Genomic DNA, 22,370 nt, shown 5'->3' with positions numbered 1-22,370 from the left:
CTTGATAAAAAAGATAAAAGAGAAAAATCAAGGGCTGTGAGACCTTGCCCTAATAAAACTACGAAAACCTACACTATCACGACAAAACTCGCTACGCTATTCGCTGAAAATTTTCCAAATTTTCAGATAGCTGTGCTTCAGACAGTTGTCGTGATCGCGTTCCGGTTTTCTTGTTTTATTGGACAACCCCTCAAGGCCCGACTAACGGCACGAAAGGTTTTTGTATTTATATTTTTAGCAAACTACACGCTTAAAGACCATAAAGAAGCCAATTCGCAGCAGGGGATGCGGCCTTTATTCCGGACTTGGGGTACCCGCTGCTTGAATCTTGCGTGAAAAATTTTACTGTTCGACGCAAGGAGTTTAAAATTTTTAGCAAGTGAAAGCTTAGCGGGTCAAGGAGGAATTCAGCCGCGATTTTTTTGTTAACCCTTTTTTTTAAAAAAAAGGGTTAGAAAGGAATATAAATGGAAAATGTTGTGAGAGTTCCCTCATTTAGACATCGTCGCTACCTAAGCACTAATATCAAAAGACTTTACAAAATTTTCAACAAAAAAAAATTAGAAGCAGCAGGTAAATATCGGCTGCTTTTTTACTTTTTAGTAATTCTGAGAATTTTATCATCTCCCTCCTGAGGACTTCCTCGTCCATCTCTGTTGCTTGTAAGAACGTAAAGCGCATTATCCGGACCAACAACTACATCCCTTAATCGACCATAAGTCCCTTCATTTCTCTTTGCCGAAAACCAACGTTCGATATTTAGAATTGAGTAATCATCAGAATTACTGTCTTTTTCTAATTCTATTCGGATAAGTGTGCGGCTGCGTAATGTAGCAACATACAAATCACCATTCCAAAAATCCATGCCTGAGGGCGGCGTAGCATTTGACCACATTATAATAGGATCTTCAAACTCAGGGTAATTCATCTGCCCGACAACTCTCGGCCAGCCATAGTTTTTACCCGGATAAATTATATTAATGATGTCATTCCCCGTAATAAGCATTTCTCCGGATGGACCATGCTCTGATGAAAATAAATCACCGGTTTCAGGATGCCACGCTATTCCCTGTGCATTTCTATGTCCCAGAGTGTAAATCGGAGAGTCCGGAAAAGGATTATCCGGGGGAATATCCCCATCCGGTTTGACTCTCAGGAATTTGCCACCCAGACTATTCATATCCTGAGGTAAACTTCTGTCAAAAATTTCACCGGTAGCTATATATAACATTCCGTCCGGTCCAAATTTTATGCGACCTCCGTTGTGATTATTTGCCGCCGGCATTCCTTTTAAAATAACTTTATCAAAGATCCCCCTGTTGCCGGCATGACGAAATCGAACAACTCTATTGTCAAATTCTTCTCCATCGTCAAAAGTATATTTAGCATAAACATAGGGTTGATTCTCAAAGTCCGGGTGCACCGCCAGTCCCATTAAACCTCCTTCAGTACCGTGTTTTTGCCTAATATCAGGCATGACAGCATAAGGTTGGTTTTGCATATCTCCATCTTTAATATAAATAATGCTTCCGGTTCTCTGACTGACTAATGCACTTCCATCCGGTAAGAATACAAGTGACCAGGGTATTACTAAATTCTCCTGCCAAACTTCCACCTGAATACCTTCCGGATTTTCAATAAAAACATCTTCCACCTGCTGTGGGACTTCGCCAACTTCAACTTCCGTAATTTTACTTAAATAGGTTTTACAGGAAGTGGCCACGAACAAAACAATAAGTACCAAATATAAATGCTTCATAAATTTTGTTTAAAATATTCTTTGCATGGGCTTTACCGGTGTTCCATCTGTCCATGTACCCATATAAAATTCACCATCCGGTGTGTGATTATCTAAAATTTCCTCTAAACCCACATTAGAAAATGCAGCATCAGTAATTATATCAAACATTCTCCAAAATCCGTATATATCTGCCTGATTAATTTCATTGGCAATAGTTGCATGAATTAAAATCCAAAAAGCTGTTCTCATTCTAAAATCCGGATGCATGGCAATTGGGTCAGCATGTGTGGCTTTTAAGACTTCATCATTATGAGAATCATAAAACATTTTATAGCCATAAATACGTTTATCCAAACCCTCATTCAGCTCATAAATTTCTTTTGCAAAAACATCCCCCGTTATTCTGTCCTTTTCACTAACAACAAAAATGAGATTAGTTTCCTCGGGAAATCTGCTATAATCTATTTCCTCTCCCATACCAAAAGAACCGTGTCCCGCTTGTACGGCAAAAACAGAAACCGGCTTAGGCAAACCATATTCCTCATGCATTACAGCCAAATTCACAGAGATTACTCCCCCAAATGAATGACCGGTATAAACCATAAAATCCTTGCGGGGAGCGATACCAATTTCAGTCTCAAGATATTCCAATCCATCTTTAACTGCCTTAGCTGCATTATCTGTAAAAACAGATGGCAAGGTGAATATGCTATTTTGATATCTCGGATAAATAACTGCATTACCCTGTAATATTAAATGCTTTAACCAGGCACCATAAGCTACCGGATCATGAGCAGCCCAACCATGATTAAAAACTATAACTGAAATAGAATCATGTTCAAAGTCATTAGGGTAGTAAAGCATATATCCGTCTTGTGTATCAAACTTATCTACGCTCTGAAAATCAGTATATGCATATTCAAACTCCATATCAAAATCCATGAGCTTAATTTCATAAACAAACTGAAAATAGATGTAAAACAGCAGTATAACGCTTACAAAAAGACCCGAAATTCTAAAAATCCATTTCTTCATTTTTGTTGTGGATTAATATTTTTTTTAAAAAAAACTTGACAAATAAAAAATAACATACTAATTTACCATTGTTTCCATTAAGAAACAGCCTCTCTCCTCCAAATTTTCTCCGTTTTATTCATTTTAAAACATTTTTTATGCAAAAGTTAGTATTATCAGTTAGCATCATTATCAGTTTATTTTTAAATATCGCAATTGCTTCAGAAAATGATAAAAGTTTCCATTTAGATTCTGATGAAATGGCTGCTTATTTAAAGAAATTAGACATTAATACTTCAGTTGACGAGGCGATGCTTTTAGATAAATTACCGGCTTTTGAAATTGAAAAATCAGAAGACACTTACACTTTCAACTTTGAAAATAACTTTAACAATACATATACACTTCATGTATACAACCTAAAGGGAGAAATCGTAGATACTCGTTACAACATCACCGGCAACAAAGTTTCTACAGAAAAAGGATACTTACCCGAAGGAGAATACATCTACAATTTACAAAGTAAAAACTCTGTATACAGTGGTTTGTTAAGCTTTTAAAAAATTAATTTTCGTCTATACTAACTTAGAAGAAAAAAGGCCTCAGTTTAAAAAACTGAGGCCTTTTGGTTTTAGTTATGTGTAAACTAAAAAAGACTAACGTATTTTTTGAATTCTAATTACTTCTTTTAGCAATCCCGACTCATTCTTTAATTCTACCATATACATACCTGAACTCAATCCTGTAAGGTCTAATTCATGTACATAATTTCCACTTTGCATACTGATATGCATTGGGTGCTGAATTTTTTGTCCGAGTATATCATACAATTGCAAATACAAATCTTCACCCATATCACTGTTAATGTCAATAAAGACTTTATCAGAAGTAGGGTTAGGATAGGCATTTACCGAGAAGTTTTCATTCATTTCATTCTCCCGAACACTCACAGAGACAAGCATTGGTTGCTGGAACCCTTGAGTAAGTATATGCTCGTTCGCAGAAAATGTTTCTGTCACGGCTTCACCGGCTGTAAAACTCAAGCTGTAATCTCCGCTTTCAGAAAAACCACCTAATGAGCTGATTACTGTCGGGCTAAGTGACTGAGCCTTTAGAAGCATAGCACTCATAAAGAAAACACATGTTGTTAATATTATTTTTTTCATTTTAATCAATTTTTTGGTGATTGTCATTTTTTTTCAAAAACAACCAATTACCTGTTTAAAAAATATAACACCCGATGTTAATCTATAGAGTATCCGGCCTCTTTCAATACCTGCTTGATTTTATCTAATTCTTCTTTTTGTGCCTCAATGATAGCTTGTTGTTCCTGAATGGCTCTTGAAAAAACAGGGAGTAAATCAGAATAATATACACCGTAATTTTCTGCTTCTACATAAGTCACTTCACCGGTTTCACGATTTTCAACTTTTTCTTTTGTTACTACAACTTCCGGCACTATATCAAGTAGTTCTTGTGCAATAAAACCAATTTTAGTTCCATCCTGCGGACGATCTATCCATTCAAAATTTACAGCACGCATTTGCATTACTTCACTAAGACCGTAAGTTGAGTTTTGAATATTTGTTTTCTCACGCATGTCAGAAGTGTTAATAGTACCATTTGATGCAAAAACACTTGTCCATCTATTAGATAGACCTCCTAAAGCAACAGTATTGTCAGGCATTGGTCTAAAATAAGACATCCAAAAAGTATAATGAGGTACATTATTTCGTGTAATTGCCATATCGCCACCAAATGAACCGGGGCCAATACCTCCTGATCCTAGGTCCCCAATTCTCCAGCTATTTAATCTTATGTAGTTATCACTACCAAGCATATGCAATCCAACAGTATCTGATCCGGATGGGTTAGCTATTTCCAGCAAAGTATTTGGACTTGTGGTTCCAATACCAACATTTCCATCTTGACTTATTGTCATACGAATTGGTATTTCATTTGATACTGCATTTGATGATTTTGTTGCAAAATGTAGTCGACCTTGCGATTGACCACCTGTTCTTTCAAAAGCGATTGCCCCACCTGTATTAGATACACTACTAACATTAAACCGAATACCAGTCATTGCTCCGGCACCGAGATTTACTGGATTCACTAATGTAAGCGCAGCATTTTCGCCATCAACTTCTCCTGCAGTTGAACCGGCCATATCCTCATTGTTTTCTACATGCAATGTTGTATATGGCTCATCAGTTCCTATACCTACTTTTCCGTCATCATAATAAATATCACTTCCGTCTTCTGACCATTTACTTCCGGGTACATCTTCCGGAGTCCATGAAGAACCGTCCCACTGTAGAACTTGTCCACTTGAAGCTCCCATTTGATCCAACTTATCAGCTGTTACTGCGTTGTCAGCTATAACCGGATCAGGATAACTTCCACTTAAATCTCCGCCGGCCGGTCCGCTTGGTGCACCACCGCCACCACTTACTGCAGCCGGTACCCAATTATTTCCATCCCATTGTAATACGTCTCCATTAGATGCACCTGAGGTATTTACATCATCTAATTCACCCAGTTCCATAACCGGCATATCAACAACACTTTGTGCTGATAATGCATAAGGAACACTCATAAACTGAGTTGTACCCATCTCAGTAAAACCACTTCCAAAGTCTACTTCGACCTTTAAAAAGTGATCGTCACCGCTCCAATCAATATCTGAAAATGAAGCGGCAGAGCCACCGGTATTTGTACCATCTCCAATCACCAGATTGAATAAACCCAAAGAGTTTGAATTCGCTGAATGCGTTTCTTCCCAAACCAGAGTACCGTTAGCACTTCCGGATAATAAGGAAAACTGCACATCAATATTAGAGTTTGTGATGGGATTTCCATCTGCATCCCGGGCTACTGCCTGATAATTAATGCCCTGAGGGGTCTGTGCCTCCAAATGACTGCCACATAAAAACAGCAGGCTAAATGTCAAAAATGCTGATAATACTTTTGTAGATAAATTCATAACTTATTTTTTTTTTCAAATCTATAATAAAGATTGAAGAGTAAAAAACACAAAATAACTGCTTTGTGATACTTAATTATAATGTCATATAGAGATTAATCCTACTTAATTGCGTCTGCATTTCTACAATTATTCTTTAACTCTTATTCTAACAAGCCTTTCATCTAGTTGGAGGATTTCTAAAGATTTCTACAAATACAAAAAAATATTACATATCTATTAGTCTGTGATGAAAATGCAGTTTTTTTTCTGTTAAAAGTTTTATTAAAATTAAAAAGATGACCAAAGAGTATGAGTCCTTATAAAAAATTAAAACAAAAGACAAGAGGGGTATAAAATAAAAAACCCGGCTTAATTTAAACCGGGTTTTTTCGTAGCGGGGACAGGACTCGAACCTGTGACCTTCGGGTTATGAGCCCGACGAGCTACCATCTGCTCCACCCCGCGATATATTGTGACTGCAAAGTTAAGTTTTAAAAATGACTATGCAAAACTATTCTTTAATTTTTCCAATCATTTTTGCAGGGTCTACTACTTTATCAAATTTAGCTGCATCAATTAACTCCAATTCCATAGCTGCTTCTTTCAAGGTTTTATTTTCAGCATGAGCTTTTTTGGCAATTTTAGCTGCATTTTCATAGCCAATAACCGGATTTAGGGCAGTAACTAACATCAAAGAGTTCTTTAAGTTAGTGTCAATACGCTCAAGATTGGGTTCAATACCGGCTGCACAGTTGTCATTAAAAGCTTTTGAGGCATCTCCCAAAAGTCTGGCTGAATTCAGCAAATTAAAAATCATCATGGGCTTAAACACATTCAATTCAAAATGTCCATTTGTACCACCAACATTTATAGCTACATCATTTCCCAGCACCTGAGCGCAAACCATTGTCAATGCCTCTGCCTGAGTCGGGTTTACCTTTCCGGGCATTATAGATGAGCCGGGTTCATTGGCAGGAATATTTATTTCACCAATTCCACAGCGTGGACCGGAGCATAACATTCTGATATCATTTCCAATTTTCATTAAACTAACAGCTGCTGTTTTTAAGGCTCCGGAACATTCAACTATAGCATCATGAGCTGCTAAAGCTTCAAATTTATTTTCTGCTGTGCGAAAAGGAAGTCCCGTTAAGTCTGCAATCACTTCTGCTACATTTTCTGCATAGTTTTCCGGTGTGTTAATTCCTGTCCCTACTGCAGTTCCACCTAATGCCAGTTCTGCCAGGTGGTCTAATGAATTACTGATGGTTTTTATTGCATGATCCAATTGCGACACATATCCGCTAAACTCCTGTCCTAATGTCAATGGAGTTGCATCCATAAAGTGTGTCCGGCCAATTTTTACTATATGCATGTTTTTCTCTGCCTTTTCCTGCAAAACATTTCTAAGCAAAGCTATATTTGGCAAGGTGTTTCTGACGATTAATGTATAAGCCGCAATATGCATAGCTGTTGGGAAAGTATCGTTAGAAGACTGAGATTTATTTACATCATCATTCGGATGAATTTTTTTAACCGAATCCGTTAGCTTTCCACCGGCTAAAACATGTGCTCTGTTTGCAATCACTTCATTTACGTTCATATTGCTCTGAGTTCCGGAACCGGTCTGCCATACAACTAACGGAAACTGATCGTCAAGCTTTCCACTTAAAATTTCATCGCAAACTTCTACAATCAGGTTTTTCTTTTCCTCATCTAAAATACCTGCTTGATGGTTAGTTATAGCTGCAGCTTTCTTCAAAACAGCAAAACCTCTGATAATCTCAATCGGCATATTATCATTTCCAATCGGAAAATTTTGAATTGAGCGCTGCGTTTGAGCTCCCCAATATTTATCTGCTGCAACTTTAAGTTCACCTAAGGTATCTTTTTCAATTCTGTAATCCATTCTAAATTTAATTTCTGGTTTTTTTAATTTAATAATATTTAAATGCTGTGTCTATGCTCCTTTAAAATTTGCTTTTCTTTTTTCCATAAAGGCGGTAGCTCCCTCTTTAAAATCTTCTGTTGATGCACAACCGGCAAAAACATTTCTTTCTCTTTCCATTCCATCCAGGGTTCTGTCACTAAATGCATTAACACACTCTATCACACCGGTAACTGCTAAAGGAGCTTTTGCAGCTATCGTATTTATCGTTTTCTTTGAAGCTTCCAACAGGTTTTCTATATCTGTAACTTTATTGACCAATCCAATTCGATAGGCTTCCTGCGCATCAATCATATTACCGGTCATCATTAGCTCAGCTGCTCTTCCCCTTCCAACTAAAGCAATCAAGCGCTGAGTACCACCATAACCGGGCACTATACCCAGATTTACTTCCGGCTGTCCAAACTTTGCATTTTCAGAAGCATATCTAAAGTGACAGGCCATTGCTAATTCACAACCTCCACCTAATGCAAAGCCATTTACAGCAGCAATTACCGGCTTGGGAAAATTTTCTATTAAATTAAAAGTATCATGTCCTTCTTTACTCATATTATAAGCCTGAGACTCATCCAATCCGGTGAACTCACTTATATCTGCACCGGCAGCAAAAGCTTTTTGGCCTTTCCCGGTAAGTATAACACCCACCACTTCTTTGTCTTGCTTTAACTCCGTAAAAACATGATTAAGTTCTTCAACTAATTTGCGGTTTAAAGCATTCATTTTTTGCTCTTTATTTATGGTAACTACCGCTATTCCATTGTCTTTTTCAATAAGTAATTGTGTAATATCTGTCATCATTTTTTTCGTTTTTGATTAACTTTTTCATAAATATAATTGGCAATATTAACCGTTGGGGTTCCGGGTTGGAAAAGTTCATCCACGCCCATTTCTTTTAATTTTATAATATCATTTTCAGGTATTATTCCACCTCCGGTCAATAAAATATCATCAACTCCTTTATCTTTCATAATTTGGATAAGCTTTGGAAAGACAGTCATGTGGGCTCCTGATAAAATACTCACGCCAATAGCATCAACATCTTCCTGCATTGCTGCCTGAACAACCATCTCTGGGGTTTGCCTTAATCCTGTATAAATTACTTCCATACCGGCATCTTTCAATGCAGAAGCAATAATTTTCGCTCCCCGGTCATGACCGTCAAGTCCAATTTTTGCAACTAATACTCTTACAGGTCTTTTCATAAATTAGGTTTAGATTTCGTGATTTTGCCGGAAGAAGTTATTTTTTTTTCTTCTTGCTTTCTTTTGACTTTTTGCCTTCTTTTAATTCTTCCAAATCTTCTCTGTCTCTCAATTTTTTATCATCTACATTCTTATTGAGAAATGTATTTAATTTATGAACCGGATAATTAGAGATAATCTGTCCAAATTCATTAATGTGAATTTCAAATCCTTCCAGATCTTTATTTACTTGAGGTTTCCCTTCTTTTGACTTTTTCTTAGGCATAACTGTGTATTTTTAATTAATCAACGCCGGAAATGATACTATAGCATGTTTTATTCTTTCTTCAACAACTTCTTTTCCCAGTAGTTCAGCTAATTCAAAAACCGGTGGTCCCTGCATAGTGCCCGAAAGCATTATTCGCAAAACCGGCAAAACCTCCCCCATTTTCATTTGTTGCTTGTCCATAAGTACTTTTAACTGGTTTTCAAACTGTGTTGCATCAAACATGGCTGAACTACTCAATTGATCAAGCAACTCTTTAAAAAAGACTTCGGTTTTATCATTCCATTTTTTAGCAATCATTTTTTCATCATAACTCTCAGGTAAGCCAAAGAAATACTTCCCGGATTCATAAAAATCCTGTGGTGAAGTTGCTCTTTCTTTCATCAACTCAATAAACTTCAGTAAAAACTGCTCCGGTTTTTGTTTGATAGTATCATTCAAATAGGGTTTTACCAATTCAAGTAAGTCTTCATTTGATTTTATTTTTAAGTGTTGCTGATTAAACCACTTAGCTTTGTCTACGTCAAATTTTGCTCCGGCCTTACCCACTCTTTCCAGACTAAAATCCTGAATCATTTCATCTAACTGATAAATTTCCTTTTCTGTACCGGGATTCCATCCCAAAAACAATAAAATATTTAAAAAAGACTCTTTTAAATAGCCCTGCTCACGAAAACCCATTGCTTTTTCCTTAGATGTAGGATCTTCCCAATCGAGTGGAAATACCGGAACACCCAGCTTGTCACCATCTCTTTTACTTAATTTTCCTTTTCCGTCAGGTCTTAGAATTAAAGGTACATGAGCGAAACGAGGCATTTTGTCTTCCCATCCCAAATATTTATACAACATTACATGAAGCGGAGCGGATGGTAACCATTCTTCTCCTCTTATTACATGAGATATCTCCATATTATAATCATCCACCACATTGGCCAAATGATAAGTGGGCATTCCATCAGATTTGTACAAAACTTTGTCATCAAGCTGATTGGTCTGAAAAACTATCCATGAGCGGATTACATCCTCAAACTTAACTTCTTCGTTTCGGGGCATTTTGATTCGGATAACATAGGGCGTGCCATCTGCTATCAATTTTTGGGTTTCATCTGCTGACAGGGTTAAACTGTTTCGCATATATTCTCTTGAAAGATGATTGTATTGAGGCGAAGGAACACCCTGCCCCTTGAGCCTTTCTCTCATGGCTTCCAATTCTTCCGGGGTATCAAATGCATAATAGGCATGTCCTTTTGCCACTAAATTTTCAGCATGAACCCGGTAAGTATCTTTTCGTTCAGATTGTCTGTAAGGTCCATAATTCCCGCCAACATGAGGTCCTTCATCACATTTTATACCGCACCATTCCAGTGATTCTATGATATATTTCTCTGCACCTTCTATATAGCGCGTCTGATCTGTATCTTCAATTCTAAGAATGAAAGTCCCTCCATTATGCTTCGCAAATAAGTAGTTATATAATGCTGTTCTCACTCCACCAATGTGTAAAGGTCCTGTAGGGCTTGGAGCAAAACGAACTCTTATTTTATTTTTATCTGACATATATATTATTTGCTACAAAAATAAGGAAAATTGCCTTTAAAGCTGTTTTAAACCATAGAAAAAGCTATCACCGATAAACTAAAATTTATTCATTTTTTAAACTAAAACCTTAAATCGGCTTTTGTTTTTCAATAATATACCGGGGAATTTTGGTTGGAAGACGACTCAAAAGTTCATAATTGAGCTGATTACTCATTTCTCCGAATGACCCGATTGATATCTCTTGTCTTCCTTGTCTACCTACCAGCACCACTTCATCTCCTAAATTTACATTAGGCACATCTGTGATATTTATTGCCATCATATTCATGTTAATCGTACCAATGACTCCAATTCTTCTTCCATGTAAAAGAACCCGGCCCAAATTACTTAATGAGCGGCTATATCCGTAGGCGTAACCTACCGGAACCAAAGCAACTTTAATATTTTTTGGAGCCATATAACTCATGCCATAACCGACAAAATCTCCGGCTTTCACATTTTTAATCTCCATAACTTTACTTTTCCAGCTGATTAGCCTTTTTAAAGGGTCACTTTTTAGTTTATTTTTAGTAATGTAAGACATATAAACTTCTCTGCTCGGCCAAAGGCCGTATTGAGCAATTCCAATTCGGACCATATTTCCGATAGCTTCCGGATAACTAAAAACACCCGCAGAACTCACCTGATGATAATACTCAAAACTAAGTTCATGAGAAGAAAGCTTTTCTTTAATTTTCTTATACGTCTCAATTTGCTGCATTATACGAAAGTAGTTGCCAATACTTTCAGCTCCTCCAAAATGAGTACACAGACCTTTTAAAATCAATTTATCAGCATTTTCCTGTACTAAAGGAATCAAGTCGTCCAGTTCATCATAATCAATACCGGTTCTGTTTAAGCCTGTTTCAACCTCAATGTGGATTCTGGCTTTTTTATTAAGCTTTTCGGCCATTTTAATGGCGTATTTCAATCGTTCAAGATGAAAAATATAAATTTCGATATCCTGCTCAATAGCCCATTTAATTTCTACATCTTCAAGATAACCCATAATCATAATGTCAGCATCCTCATCGCAAACACCGGTTTCTATAACCTCCTGGGCTTCATGTGCTGAAAAAACTGAAAAGTGTTTTACTCCACAAGATTTTGCCATAGTTACATACTCTTTAATGCCATGACCGTAAGCATTTGATTTTACTACGGAAGAAAACAGTACGCCGGGACCTAAGAGTTTTTTGAAGAAATTTAAATTCTTTTTAAATGCCGATTTATCAATTTCTAAATAAGATGTATGCTTCATTAACTATTTTTTAACTTGTACTAACTCTACTTTTCCTAAAATTATTTATCTAAATACTTTCCCAGGTTTCTACGGTCTTTTTTGGTTGGACGCCCCTCTCCTTTTTCTCTGTTTGGATATTTTTGATAGATTCCCGCATTTTCCTCATCCTGAGTGAGCTTTATCAGTTCATAGCAATTTGCTGCTTTATCAGCAGAGACCCTCTTTTCAATAAGATTCAAAACTTTCAGCTCCATATTCGCTTTATTTTTTCGAATCATTAATTTTTCACTTCCCTTTAAAGTAAAAGCCGGTTTGACAGAATTTCCGTCAACCTTTACTTTTCCACCATTGCAGGCTTCAGAAGCTATTGATCTGGATTTAAAAATCCGAACTGCCCATAACCATTTATCTAGTCGTACTTTTTCCATTGTTATTCAGTTGTGCAATATGTTTTGCAGCTATAGCCGCACATGACCATGCCGCCTGAAAATTATACCCTCCGGTTACTGCGTCTATATTCAGAATTTCACCGGAAAAATACAAATCTTTATGGAGAGTACTTTCCATATTTTTAGAATTTATCTCTTGTAAATCTATTCCTCCACAGGTGACAAACTCTTCTTTAAAAGTTGTTTTACCTTCAACATTATAAGGGCTGCGAAACAAAATCTCAATTAATTTATTCTTTTCTTTTTTTGCCAACTCACCCCAGCTTTTATCTTTTCCTTGCAGAACTTTTTCAAGCAAATAAAGCCAAAGCCTGTTTGGAATAGGCTCTATTGAAGTGTTACGAATCTTTTTGTTTTTATGTGTTTTCTGAAAATTTTCCATTTTTTCACTGAGAAATTTTTCTGTAAAGTCCTTATTCCAGTTTACTCGTATATTAAAGTTATACTTTTTTTCATTCAAATATTCAGCAGCTAATGAAGACAATTTTAAAATAGCCGGTCCACTCAAGCCCCAATGAGTGATTAGGAGAGGGCCGCTTGAAGTAAATTTACTATTTTCAAGAAAAACCTCTGAATTTTCAAGAGACACACCTGCCAGATTATGTAATTTTTTTTCGGGTATGTTAAAAGTAAAAAGAGATGGTACAGGGTTTATTATTTTATGTCCGAGCTCTTGTATCCACTTATACTGTTCAATTTTGGTATAACCACCCACAGCAACCATTAACTTTCGTGCAGTATAAGTCTTATTTTTCGTTTGAATATAAAATAGCTCATCTTGCTTTTTAATACCGGATACGGGGCTTTTTAGCACAATCTCAATTGAATGCTGATTACATTTTTTTAAAAAACAGTTAATAATATCTGCAGAATTATCCGAAACCGGAAACATACGACCGTCTTTCTCGATTTTTAGGGGGACTCCATTTTTCTCAAACCAATTTACCGTTTCTTTTACACCAAACTCTGGAAAAACCTTTTTCAGAAAGCGGTTACCCCGTGGATAGGCTTTGAGCAATTCAGTATTATTAAAACAGTTGTGCGTTACATTGCATCTTCCTCCACCGGAAATCCGAACTTTTGATAGAATCTTATCAGACTTTTCCAATATCAATACTTTCATCGAAGGATTGTGTTCTTTAGTCCGTATAGCAGTGAAAAAACCGGCAGCTCCTCCTCCAACGACTATCAAGTCATAGACTTCGTCAGCTATTGCAAGTTTATTTTTATGGTTGTCATCGTCTATCATTTAGGATTGAATTTTATGATTCCCAAAAATAAAGCTACAATGAGAACTCCTGATAAAATATTAGAAAATACTAAAAATGAAATCAATAAGATTAGAATATAATAGATTGTAAACAAAATTAATCCCGATACTATGGTGACGGCAGGCTTAAAATTTTTGTTAGGCATAAATGTAACCAATATATAATTCTGCAGTAGTAAAACCGGGAAATGAGTAATTTTTACCAGTAAGCCCTCTCCTCTTTTTTTTATTAATTCAAAATCTCTTTCCTGTGGATTATTTGGGTTTTGAAAATACTCGGGCAGTGTTGCTAATTCACCCGGTAAATTTGGATGAAAGCGTTTTTTTTCTTCTTCATAGCTATCAAAATGTACCATAAGGGGTTTTATTTTTTGATAAATCTCATTCGTAAGCTTTATAGCGGCTCTTTGCGGATTTTCTTTATATAAATCAACATATTCAGAGAGAGCTACGGCTTTTCCAAAACGAATTCTGACCACTGAATGAAAACAAAAATAACTCTCATAGCTAATACCCAATGGCACTAACCATACTTCTGTTTTAAAATCACTTTTTTCCATGGCTTTGAATGCTATCCGGGTAAACCCCTTCGATAAACTTCGTAAGCTCCTGGCCATCACCTGACCTGCCTCAGGGAAAATAATAATTCGTTCTTTGTTCTCTAAAAGCTTTACACATTCATTAAAAATGATTTCATTTTTTGAAAGTTCGGAGATACCGTCTCTTTTTCTGTAAACAGGCATCAGATTCAAAGATCGAAGAAATTTATCGGCATACTTATTTTTAAAAACATCTGCTCTTACTAAATAATGCATTTGTCCATCTACCTTACAAGTAGGTAAAATAGCGTCCACTAAGGAGTTCTGATGATTCGGCAAAATAAGTACCGGTTCATTTTGTGGAAGATTTTCTTTTCCTTCTATCAGAATTTTTCTAAAATAAAAACTCAGGCCTATACCAACCCAAATTTGAAAAAACCTATACCATAGCCTTTTCAGAACTTTCAAATGTAATTTGTTTATAGATTTTCTAAAAAAATATTCAACGAACTTAAGCTAAATCCTTAAAATCATTAATAAAATCTAAATGAAATTAAATCTAATGATAAAAAAAATGAAATGAATTCTAAAGTCAGGATTTAATTCTTGAAAACACAAAAGATATCAGTAAACCGGCAATAATATGCCAAATGCCCCACCAGGCAGCTACAATTGCCATTCCACCCATGCCCCCGAAAAATGAAAAAATGATTAATAAACCAAGTCCACTATTTTGAATTCCGGTTTCTATTGTGATTGATTTTTTGTCTTTCATACTTAAACCATTGAGCGTTGCTAATAAAAATCCTCCAAAAAGTGCTAAAAAATTATGAATTAAAACCAACCCAAAAACATAGTCAATAAAATCTATAAAATTTCTGTAATTAGCAGAAAAAGCTATTACTATAAATAGAACAAAAACAAAAAAAGATATTAAGCGAATTGCTTTTCCTGCTTTTTGAGCAAATAAGGGGAATAATCTGGTAATAATTAAACCCATTGTCAGAGGAAGTGCCAGCACCAAAAATATAGATACAAAAAGTTGCCAAACATCCATTTCAATTGAGCGCATCAATAATGACGAAGGCTCGTAAAGACTTCCCCAAAATACAAAATTGATTGGTGTCATAAAAGCACTTAAAGCGGTTGCTGTAGCCGTCAGAGATATTGAAAGTGCTGTATTGGCACCGGCCAATCTGCTTATAAAATTAGAAACATTTCCCCCGGGACATGCAGCTACTAAAAACATCCCTAAAGCTATGGCAGGATGAGGGTTCCAAAGAAGCACCAAACATAAGGTAAGGAATGGCAGTAAAATAAATTGTGCAAAAACACCTGTCAGAAAAGCTTTAGGAAATAACATTACCTGCTTAAAATCAGATATTTTTAACCCCAAAGCCACCCCTAGCATTACAAAAGCCAGTATTATATTTAATAACCAGCCTGCGCTTTCATTGTAGTTGAGTTGAATATCTTGTATGCTTAAGAACAATTTTCTATTTAGTTTATACTTTTACAATTACTTTTCCTGATGTTTTTCCACTTCTGAACAGTTCGAGTGCCTGCATCATATTTTTAAATTCAAATTCATGACCGACAAGCGGTTGTTGTAGATTTTGATTTACAACCTCCCGAAAAACACTTTTTAAAAATGCTTTTTTATCATATAGCCAAATCAAATTGAATGCCATTACAGATTTGTTTTCACTCATCATTTTTAAAGGATCCAAAACCGGTCTGTTCAGATATTTCCACAATAATTTCAATGGGTTGGGACTGTTTAAGTTTTGTGCAAAAGTTGCCGCTCCATAAACCACTATTCTACCCATTGGAGTCAGTAATTTATATCCGGTCTTAAAAATTTCTCCACCTATACACTCCAAAATAAGATTTAACTCGCGACCTTTAATTGCTTGCTGAAGATTATTTTCAAAGTTTTTATCCCTAACTATGTAAGCATCATAGTTTTCTTTTTTTAGCAGCTCGATTTTTTCAACAGAACTCACAGTGCCAATAGTATAAGCACCTGCCTTTTTAGCTAATCTGTTTGCCAAAAGCCCAACCCCTCCGGCTGCACTATGAATTAATACAGTATCAGAAGCCCGAAGATCGCCAAGATTAAACAAAGCATAGTAAGCAGTTATAGCCTGTACCGGAAAAGCTGCACCCTCGCTGAATGACCAATCCTCCGGTAAGCGAAATACATAATCTGCATCTATATTTAAAAAATCTGCGTAAGCGCCGAATCGGGTTACGCCCATTACTCTATCGCCTATTTTATAGTCGGTAACATCCTTACCTACTTTATGAATCATACCGGAAAATTCCAGTCCCGGGATAAAAATACCTTTGGGCGTTGCGCTGTATAAGCCCTGAATAGCAAATATGTCAGCAAAATTTAACCCTATAGCTTTAACAGAAATTTGTACCTCATCCTTTTGCGGGTCAGCTAAATTTTCAGTTGTGAGATGCAGATTTTTAAATGAACCCGCCTTTTTTAATGAGTATACACTTCTGTTCATAGGTTTAAAGTTATGCTTTTAACAGAAAAAATAATAATCTTTCATCTTTTGGAAACCTAATCGGCTAAAATACTCACTAATCGAATCTCCCTGATTTCTTTGTGAAACAGCAACAATAATCTGAATGGGTTTAATCGGATTTTCAACTATGTCAAAGTATTCCATTTTTACCCCATTTACAATATGCCCCACTTTATTTTCATTATTACAGCACCATCTGAATTTTATATTATTTCTCTTCAGAATTTTAGCCCCTAATTTGCCTTTTAAACCCGCACCCCAAAGGATTAATTCCTTATCTTCCCGATAATCTAATTCAAGAAAATACCGGAATTTTAGATCGAAAAAATGCTGGTCTTTATAATGTTGATGTGTTCTGGAAACTCTTTTGGGATGATCTCTCCAAAGGTGAGTAATCTCTTGAACAGCCTCTATTTTAAATTGCTTTTTGTACCAGCGAAACACTAATTCATAATCTTCCGGGTAAATATCGCTAAAAAAGGCTCCCGCTGCATCAAAATCCTCCCTGCTTATCAGCCAGTTTGGCGATGCAACTACACATTCTCTGTAGATTTCTTCATAATGCAAATCTCTTACCTGAATATCATTTAACCAATTTTGATACTTCTGATAACCTTCATTAATTTCGTTTTCCGGAAAATACTTAACCAAACCGGTTGATATCTGTGCATCAGAGTGTATCAACTTTTGATATAAAAGCTTTAACTTTTCCTTTGGCATTAAATCATCTCCATCCATTCTGGTTAAAAACTTACCGGTACTCTTTTTATAAGCCATTTGCAATGCAGGAATAATTCCCTTGCCTTCATTCCGGTACCACTTGATTCGTTTGTCTGTTTTGCTGAAGCTTTCTAAAATATCAGGAGTATTATCCATTGAGCTGTCATCAATAACTATGCATTCCCAGTTTTCAAAACTTTGATTTATAATACTAATGAGGCAATCCTCTAAGTACAAAGATTCATCTTTCACGGGCATTAAAACAGAAATCTCAGGAGCTGGATTCGGCATGGTATTTTTTTAAATATTTTTCCAAACTTTCCGCAAGATGCAAAACTTCTTTTTTGGAATTATAATAATGAAAAGTGATTCTAATCAACTCCATATTTCGGGGGACAGTTGGAAAAACGATTGCTTTTACATTTAAATTTTGGGACCTTAAATAAGCTGCCAACTCAAAAACTTTTGAACTCCCTGACAACTTTATCCCCTGAATCGGGTGTTCACCATCATTTAATAAGTGGCTTTTATAAACTTGTAACATCTTAACAAATAACTCTTGCAAGTGACTGATTTTTAATCTTCTATTATTAAGTTGTGACATTTTGTCATAAGCAGTTTTCAAGGATATAATGCTATAAATTGGTAAAGCAGTTGAATAGATGAGTGGTCTGGCAAAATTTATTAAATAGGCTTTTGTTAAACGCGAACAAACAACAGATGCACCGTATAAACCAAAAGCTTTTCCATAAGTGTAGATGCAAATAAAAACTTCATTTTGTAAATTCAATGAAGCAGAAAGCCCCTCCCCTTTTTCACCGATTACACCAACAGAATGTGCTTCATCGAGTATTATAAAAACATTACTAAACTTATTTTTCAATTGTACGAAAGAGTGCAAATCTGTTATTTTTCCATCCATAGAATAGACTGCTTCCAAAACAATGTAAATGTTTTCTTTTTTACCGGCATGCTCATTTATGAGTTTTTCAACCTCCTCTATGCTGTTATGTTTAAAGCCGGCCGAAAAGGCTTTAGAAAGCTTCAGACCGTCTCTTAATGAGGCGTGTATTAATTCATCATACAGTATGATATCATTTCTTTTTGGAACAGATGATAAAACAGCAAGATTAGCCGTATAACCCGAATTGAAAACTAAGGCCTCTTCATTGTTGTGAAAGTCTGCTATCTGCTTTTCTAAATCTTCAATTAAAGTATTATTTCCGCTGATTAGCCGTGAGCCTGAAGAACCATTTATGTGCTTTATTGAATCGGTTTGAATTAATTTTTCATAATTCTTCTGACAAAGTTTTTGAAAAAAAACAGATTTCGCTAAACCCAGATAGTCGTTGGAACAAAAGTCAATAGAAGCATCATTTACAGAAAGTTTTCTCAAAAGATTTAAAGACTTTCTACCCTCCAGCTTTTGAGATAAATGTTTAGGTTCTTTCACTTTTTTTTAAGCAAAAATAAAAAAGGGAAGGCAGTAACCTACCTTCCCTTTAAAATTAAATTTTCAAGCCGTTAGAATCTGCAACATCTTATTTGAATAGACATCATACGATCTTTATTGCTATTTACTCTTGCTCTTGTGCCGGTCATATAGTATCCATCAGGGCAAATAAACTCCGTTTGCCTTCCACTGTCTCCGGGCAATTCATAACTTGAAGGAGCACTATGACCAAGATTTTCAGACCAAAAGCAGTCATTATGCTTCAAATAACCATCTTCCAACCAATTATCATGCATAGTCACATCACCATCTTCTTTAATTGTAAGGTGAGTCTGACTTAACTGATCTCCGTTATTATGCCCTTTTCCAAAAGAAATACCTTGAAAACGAGACATAAACATAGCTGCCTGAATACTATTGTCTGTATTTCCGGTAGCACCAAAATATAAAAAATCACTTGTTGGTGAAGTCCACCCTTTCTTCAATATAGGTCTCGAAGAATTAGCACCAAAAGCATCATTTTGATGATTCAAAACAAAATTCCAGGGAACTGCCATATCTCCGTTAAGGTGTAAAAGTGCCTGAGGGTTTGTTGTTCCGATTCCTACATTTCCTCCATCGTCGATATAAAGTCTTGTTTGATTTGATGTTCTCATATAAATATTTCTATTTGAATGAGATGTTCCGCCGGCCTGCATTACCAAAGATGAACTTCCACTGCCACTAACGGTCCCTGAATGCAATGCATAAATCATTGGTTCATAAACATCATCTATAAAACCCGTTCCCGCGACATTTTTAAATCCTATTCTTCCCACTAATGAATTCTCACCTAAAATAATGTTAGCATTAGCTTTATTACTCGAATTTAAAGCTATACCATTACCGTCAATTCTCACATTTTCATTCACATGTAATCTTTCAGAAGGATTTGTAAGACCTACTCCAAAATTACCGGCATCCGGATGGATAAATGAATTTGAGTTTGCCGCAAATACAACCCTGTCTGTATTATCTGCTGCATTTCTCATTCTGACAACTCCATAGCCCGGTGCGCCACTTTCAGCTTCAATCACTACGCTGGGGTTGGAATTATTGTATGCGTTAAAGTTTGCTATTACACCGGGACCTAAAGTTCTGACTTCAAATAAAGCTCCGGGTGAGGTAGTTCCCACACCCACATTCCCATTCATATCTATAGTCATTCTGGCATCGCTTAAAGTAGCATTTGCATTGTCTCCGGCATTATTTGTTGCAAAATGCAGGCTACCTCTACCAAAACTTCCTCTGCGTTCATAAAATATAGCTCCTTTTCTGTTTCCTGAACTATTTACTGTATGTACCTTGAAATATTGTCCGACAAAAGCACCTGTTGAAGTAGTAAAGTTTTCTAAAATTAAATTTTGACCGCTTCCATCACGCAGCTGAAGCTTTGCAACCGGATCGTTTAAACCTATACCCACATTACCTGTTCTGTGAATAATTCCTGTTGGAGTTATTGCACCATTCCAACTTGGGTCAACTTCCTCATCTAAATAACCTTGTGTTGAATGATCTCCCCAGCCGTAAGCTGCATCCCAATCATTAATATTCAAATTCCTGCGGGATAAATTACCACTACCATCTATCATTAATGCCTGAGAAGCAGTAGATAAATTTAAGCCTTCTAAGCGAACAGTTCCATTCACATGTAGTTGAGCTTGAGGATTTAACACACCGGCTCCAATATTTCCTTCGAAATAGTTTCGACTATCCTCACCATCAGAATATATTCCATATCCGGAAGAAGTTTGCTGAGCACGAATTGCAAAACCATTCTGCGTATCATTCCAACCCCATATTGCAGCATCTGTGCCTTTCGCATAAACACCGTAATTATTGCTTGCCAGGCGAGCATAATTATTGGCTGAGTTATAGGCATAAATTCTGTAAGATGTATTAGGATTTACGTTCACACCTATATAATCATTAAAACGAGCATTCCCGCTAACGTGTAATCGTTGTGTAGGGTTGTGAAGCCCGATACCCACATTTCCCTGTATAATTGCACCGTTTACAGGAGATGCGTAAGTATCAGCATAGGAAGAGCCTATTGAAAGACCACCCTCTACTGATAGTTTAGAAGCAGGACTCGTAGTCCCGACACCCACATTTTGGGCTTGTAAGCTTTGGGAACAAGCAAAAATGAAGGTTAAAATAACGGAGGAAAAGAAGTAGATTTTTTTCATAATTTCTTACTTTAGTTTGAATATAAAAATACGGATTTCTATATAATTAGTCTGAAAAAAAGTTAATTATTTTTTTACATTTTATTAACAACAACTTAATTAAACATTAATATTCAGCATATACATGTGTTAAAACCAGTAAAAAAACACTCGAAATATTACTTGAATAAGCTCAATTTCAATTATTACTTACATTAAAGCTTATGCTTATTTAATTGTGTTAGATTTTCTGAGCCCCACTCAATTTTTTTCTCAAATTTGTGTTTACGCACCGGGCAATCTTTAATTAAGCAATGAGGGCATGAATTTTCACTGCAAGGTTCTGCATGAACAAACAATTCTACATCTTCTGAGATTTTTCCGGAAACTATTGACTCTAATTCATCAATTTCATGATGTATTGTTTTTAAATCGTCATAATAAGGCATGGTGATATGGCAATCAACATGCAGCTTTGAACCAAACCGAAGGATTCTCAGGTTATGAATATCTATCCACTTTTCTTTTCGGTTTTCATTTAAGACATTAGAAATATTTTTTAGCATTTCCTCGTCAGCTTCATCCATAAGTCCGCCATAGGCGTTTCTCAGCAATTGAAAGCCGGTATACATAATCAATATTCCGAGAATTATTGTCAAAACATTATCTAACCAATAAAGACCTGTTGCCCAAATTATAATTAAACCCAGAACAAGGCCTACACTAGAAATAGTATCTGTAAGTAAGTGTTTACCATCTGCAATCAACACGATAGAATTGAGTCTTTTCCCGTGTTTAACCAACATTCTACCCATAAAAAAATTAACCATTCCGGCTCCGGCAGTAATTAAGATACCAATTTCAAAATTAGCTAATTCATGAGGATGAAAAAATGAATAAATAGCTTTTGCTATCATAGCTAAGCCTGTAAATGTGATTAAAAAACCTTCAAAACCGGACGAAAAGAATTCAATTTTCCCATGACCATAGGGATGATCCTTGTCTTTGGGTTTTGCAGAAAGATAAATGGAGTACAAAGCAAAAATACTGGTAGAGATATTAATGATCGTCTCTAAAGCATCTGTCAGAATTGCATTTGAGTTTGTTAAGAAGTAGGCGGTAAACTTTACCAACATCAAAAAAAAACCAACAACTAAGACTATCCTAAGATACTTAATCTTTTCATTATATTGGAAATCTTTAGAATTAGTGTTTTTATTTTGAAACACG

General features: G+C 35.9%; 21 protein-coding genes and 1 tRNA gene. 2 read left to right on the top strand and 20 right to left on the bottom strand.

Annotation, left to right across the window (positions count from 1 at the left end; translation table 11 throughout):
- The coding region (locus EA412_06030) for a hypothetical protein (GenBank protein TVR79713.1) at positions 1 to 336 on the top strand (336 nt) is incomplete at its 5' end.
- A gap of 256 nt (positions 337 to 592) precedes the next feature.
- On the opposite strand, the gene EA412_06025 is transcribed toward EA412_06030, so the two are convergent.
- Together EA412_06025 and EA412_06020 are read right to left on the bottom strand one after the other, a co-directional pair.
- Entirely contained in the window at positions 593 to 1,759 is a 1,167-nt protein-coding gene (locus EA412_06025) for a PQQ-dependent sugar dehydrogenase (protein ID TVR79712.1), read from the bottom strand.
- Between the two features lie 9 nt (positions 1,760 to 1,768).
- Positions 1,769 to 2,776: a hypothetical protein gene (locus EA412_06020; protein ID TVR79711.1), complete on the bottom strand. Its 1,008-nt coding sequence runs from the start codon at positions 2,774 to 2,776 to the stop codon at positions 1,769 to 1,771.
- A 137-nt stretch (positions 2,777 to 2,913) separates the two neighbouring features.
- Between EA412_06020 and EA412_06015 the strand changes: the two genes are divergently transcribed.
- Positions 2,914 to 3,315, top strand: coding sequence for a hypothetical protein (locus EA412_06015; protein ID TVR79710.1), 402 nt, complete (start codon positions 2,914 to 2,916; stop codon positions 3,313 to 3,315).
- 96 nt (positions 3,316 to 3,411) lie between these two features.
- On the opposite strand, the gene EA412_06010 is transcribed toward EA412_06015, so the two are convergent.
- The 18 genes from EA412_06010 to EA412_05925 form a co-directional block, all read right to left on the bottom strand.
- Positions 3,412 to 3,948 (bottom strand): T9SS C-terminal target domain-containing protein, encoded by a 537-nt coding sequence (locus EA412_06010; protein ID TVR79709.1) that lies wholly within the window; start codon positions 3,946 to 3,948, stop codon positions 3,412 to 3,414.
- Between the two features lie 50 nt (positions 3,949 to 3,998).
- The gene (locus EA412_06005) at positions 3,999 to 5,741 is read right to left on the bottom strand and encodes a hypothetical protein (GenBank protein TVR79708.1); all 1,743 of its coding nucleotides are present in this window, start codon (positions 5,739 to 5,741) and stop codon (positions 3,999 to 4,001) included.
- A 371-nt stretch (positions 5,742 to 6,112) separates the two neighbouring features.
- Positions 6,113 to 6,188 (bottom strand) — tRNA-Met (locus EA412_06000).
- A gap of 46 nt (positions 6,189 to 6,234) precedes the next feature.
- Positions 6,235 to 7,632 carry a class II fumarate hydratase gene (gene fumC, locus EA412_05995; GenBank protein TVR79707.1) on the bottom strand — a complete coding sequence of 466 codons (1,398 nt, stop codon included), beginning with the start codon at positions 7,630 to 7,632 and terminating at the stop codon, positions 6,235 to 6,237.
- A 51-nt stretch (positions 7,633 to 7,683) separates the two neighbouring features.
- The gene (locus EA412_05990; GenBank protein ID TVR79706.1) at positions 7,684 to 8,466 is read right to left on the bottom strand and encodes an enoyl-CoA hydratase; all 783 of its coding nucleotides are present in this window, start codon (positions 8,464 to 8,466) and stop codon (positions 7,684 to 7,686) included.
- A complete protein-coding gene (locus tag EA412_05985) occupies positions 8,466 to 8,873 on the bottom strand; it encodes a cobalamin B12-binding domain-containing protein (protein ID TVR79705.1) in 408 nt (135 codons plus the stop codon). The genes EA412_05990 and EA412_05985 overlap by 1 nt, the downstream gene beginning before the upstream one ends.
- A 37-nt stretch (positions 8,874 to 8,910) precedes the next feature.
- Entirely contained in the window at positions 8,911 to 9,138 is a 228-nt protein-coding gene (locus EA412_05980; GenBank protein TVR79704.1) for a hypothetical protein, read from the bottom strand.
- Positions 9,139 to 9,150: 12 nt separating this feature from the next.
- Entirely contained in the window at positions 9,151 to 10,695 is a 1,545-nt protein-coding gene (locus EA412_05975) for a glutamate--tRNA ligase (protein TVR79703.1), read from the bottom strand.
- Positions 10,696 to 10,804: 109 nt separating this feature from the next.
- Positions 10,805 to 11,977 (bottom strand): alanine racemase, encoded by a 1,173-nt coding sequence (alr, locus tag EA412_05970; protein ID TVR79702.1) that lies wholly within the window; start codon positions 11,975 to 11,977, stop codon positions 10,805 to 10,807.
- Positions 11,978 to 12,018: 41 nt separating this feature from the next.
- A complete protein-coding gene (locus EA412_05965; protein ID TVR79701.1) occupies positions 12,019 to 12,387 on the bottom strand; it encodes an RNA-binding S4 domain-containing protein in 369 nt (122 codons plus the stop codon).
- Positions 12,365 to 13,657 (bottom strand): NAD(P)/FAD-dependent oxidoreductase, encoded by a 1,293-nt coding sequence (locus EA412_05960; GenBank protein TVR79700.1) that lies wholly within the window; start codon positions 13,655 to 13,657, stop codon positions 12,365 to 12,367. Before EA412_05960 ends, EA412_05965 begins: the two co-directional genes overlap by 23 nt.
- Positions 13,654 to 14,700: a hypothetical protein gene (locus EA412_05955; protein TVR79699.1), complete on the bottom strand. Its 1,047-nt coding sequence runs from the start codon at positions 14,698 to 14,700 to the stop codon at positions 13,654 to 13,656. Before EA412_05955 ends, EA412_05960 begins: the two co-directional genes overlap by 4 nt.
- Before the next feature lie 109 nt (positions 14,701 to 14,809).
- Entirely contained in the window at positions 14,810 to 15,709 is a 900-nt protein-coding gene (locus EA412_05950) for a bile acid:sodium symporter family protein (GenBank protein ID TVR79698.1), read from the bottom strand.
- Positions 15,710 to 15,722: 13 nt separating this feature from the next.
- A complete protein-coding gene (locus EA412_05945; protein TVR79697.1) occupies positions 15,723 to 16,739 on the bottom strand; it encodes a zinc-binding dehydrogenase in 1,017 nt (338 codons plus the stop codon).
- 18 nt (positions 16,740 to 16,757) lie between these two features.
- On the bottom strand, positions 16,758 to 17,771 hold the full coding sequence (locus EA412_05940; protein ID TVR79696.1) for a glycosyltransferase family 2 protein: 1,014 nt from the start codon (positions 17,769 to 17,771) through the stop codon (positions 16,758 to 16,760).
- A complete protein-coding gene (locus EA412_05935) occupies positions 17,752 to 18,933 on the bottom strand; it encodes a pyridoxal phosphate-dependent aminotransferase family protein (GenBank protein TVR79695.1) in 1,182 nt (393 codons plus the stop codon). The genes EA412_05940 and EA412_05935 overlap by 20 nt, the downstream gene beginning before the upstream one ends.
- A 71-nt stretch (positions 18,934 to 19,004) precedes the next feature.
- Positions 19,005 to 21,161, bottom strand: a complete 2,157-nt coding sequence (locus EA412_05930; protein ID TVR79694.1) for a hypothetical protein — start codon at positions 21,159 to 21,161, stop codon at positions 19,005 to 19,007.
- Positions 21,162 to 21,355: 194 nt separating this feature from the next.
- Positions 21,356 to 22,276 carry a cation transporter gene (locus EA412_05925; protein TVR79693.1) on the bottom strand — a complete coding sequence of 307 codons (921 nt, stop codon included), beginning with the start codon at positions 22,274 to 22,276 and terminating at the stop codon, positions 21,356 to 21,358.
- Between the last annotated feature and the right edge of the window lie 94 nt (positions 22,277 to 22,370).

The organism is Chitinophagaceae bacterium, from assembly GCA_007695095.1.
Lineage (GTDB): Bacteria > Bacteroidota > Bacteroidia > Chitinophagales > REEL01 > REEL01.
The sequence above is the reverse complement of the archived record's forward strand: the minus strand, read 5'-3'. Positions and strand labels throughout refer to the sequence as shown.

Coding starts and splice junctions, on each gene's coding strand:
- EA412_06025 (TVR79712.1), bottom strand. CDS start 1,759: ATGAAGCATTTATATTTGGTACTTATTGTTTTGTTCGTGGCCACTTCC.
- EA412_06020 (TVR79711.1), bottom strand. CDS start 2,776: ATGAAGAAATGGATTTTTAGAATTTCGGGTCTTTTTGTAAGCGTTATA.
- EA412_06015 (TVR79710.1), top strand. CDS start 2,914: ATGCAAAAGTTAGTATTATCAGTTAGCATCATTATCAGTTTATTTTTA.
- EA412_06010 (TVR79709.1), bottom strand. CDS start 3,948: ATGACAATCACCAAAAAATTGATTAAAATGAAAAAAATAATATTAACA.
- EA412_06005 (TVR79708.1), bottom strand. CDS start 5,741: ATGAATTTATCTACAAAAGTATTATCAGCATTTTTGACATTTAGCCTG.
- fumC (TVR79707.1), bottom strand. CDS start 7,632: ATGGATTACAGAATTGAAAAAGATACCTTAGGTGAACTTAAAGTTGCA.
- EA412_05990 (TVR79706.1), bottom strand. CDS start 8,466: ATGACAGATATTACACAATTACTTATTGAAAAAGACAATGGAATAGCG.
- EA412_05985 (TVR79705.1), bottom strand. CDS start 8,873: ATGAAAAGACCTGTAAGAGTATTAGTTGCAAAAATTGGACTTGACGGT.
- EA412_05980 (TVR79704.1), bottom strand. CDS start 9,138: ATGCCTAAGAAAAAGTCAAAAGAAGGGAAACCTCAAGTAAATAAAGAT.
- EA412_05975 (TVR79703.1), bottom strand. CDS start 10,695: ATGTCAGATAAAAATAAAATAAGAGTTCGTTTTGCTCCAAGCCCTACA.
- alr (TVR79702.1), bottom strand. CDS start 11,977: ATGAAGCATACATCTTATTTAGAAATTGATAAATCGGCATTTAAAAAG.
- EA412_05965 (TVR79701.1), bottom strand. CDS start 12,387: ATGGAAAAAGTACGACTAGATAAATGGTTATGGGCAGTTCGGATTTTT.
- EA412_05960 (TVR79700.1), bottom strand. CDS start 13,657: ATGATAGACGATGACAACCATAAAAATAAACTTGCAATAGCTGACGAA.
- EA412_05945 (TVR79697.1), bottom strand. CDS start 16,739: ATGAACAGAAGTGTATACTCATTAAAAAAGGCGGGTTCATTTAAAAAT.
- EA412_05940 (TVR79696.1), bottom strand. CDS start 17,771: ATGCCGAATCCAGCTCCTGAGATTTCTGTTTTAATGCCCGTGAAAGAT.
- EA412_05930 (TVR79694.1), bottom strand. CDS start 21,161: ATGAAAAAAATCTACTTCTTTTCCTCCGTTATTTTAACCTTCATTTTT.
- EA412_05925 (TVR79693.1), bottom strand. CDS start 22,276: ATGTTGGTAAAGTTTACCGCCTACTTCTTAACAAACTCAAATGCAATT.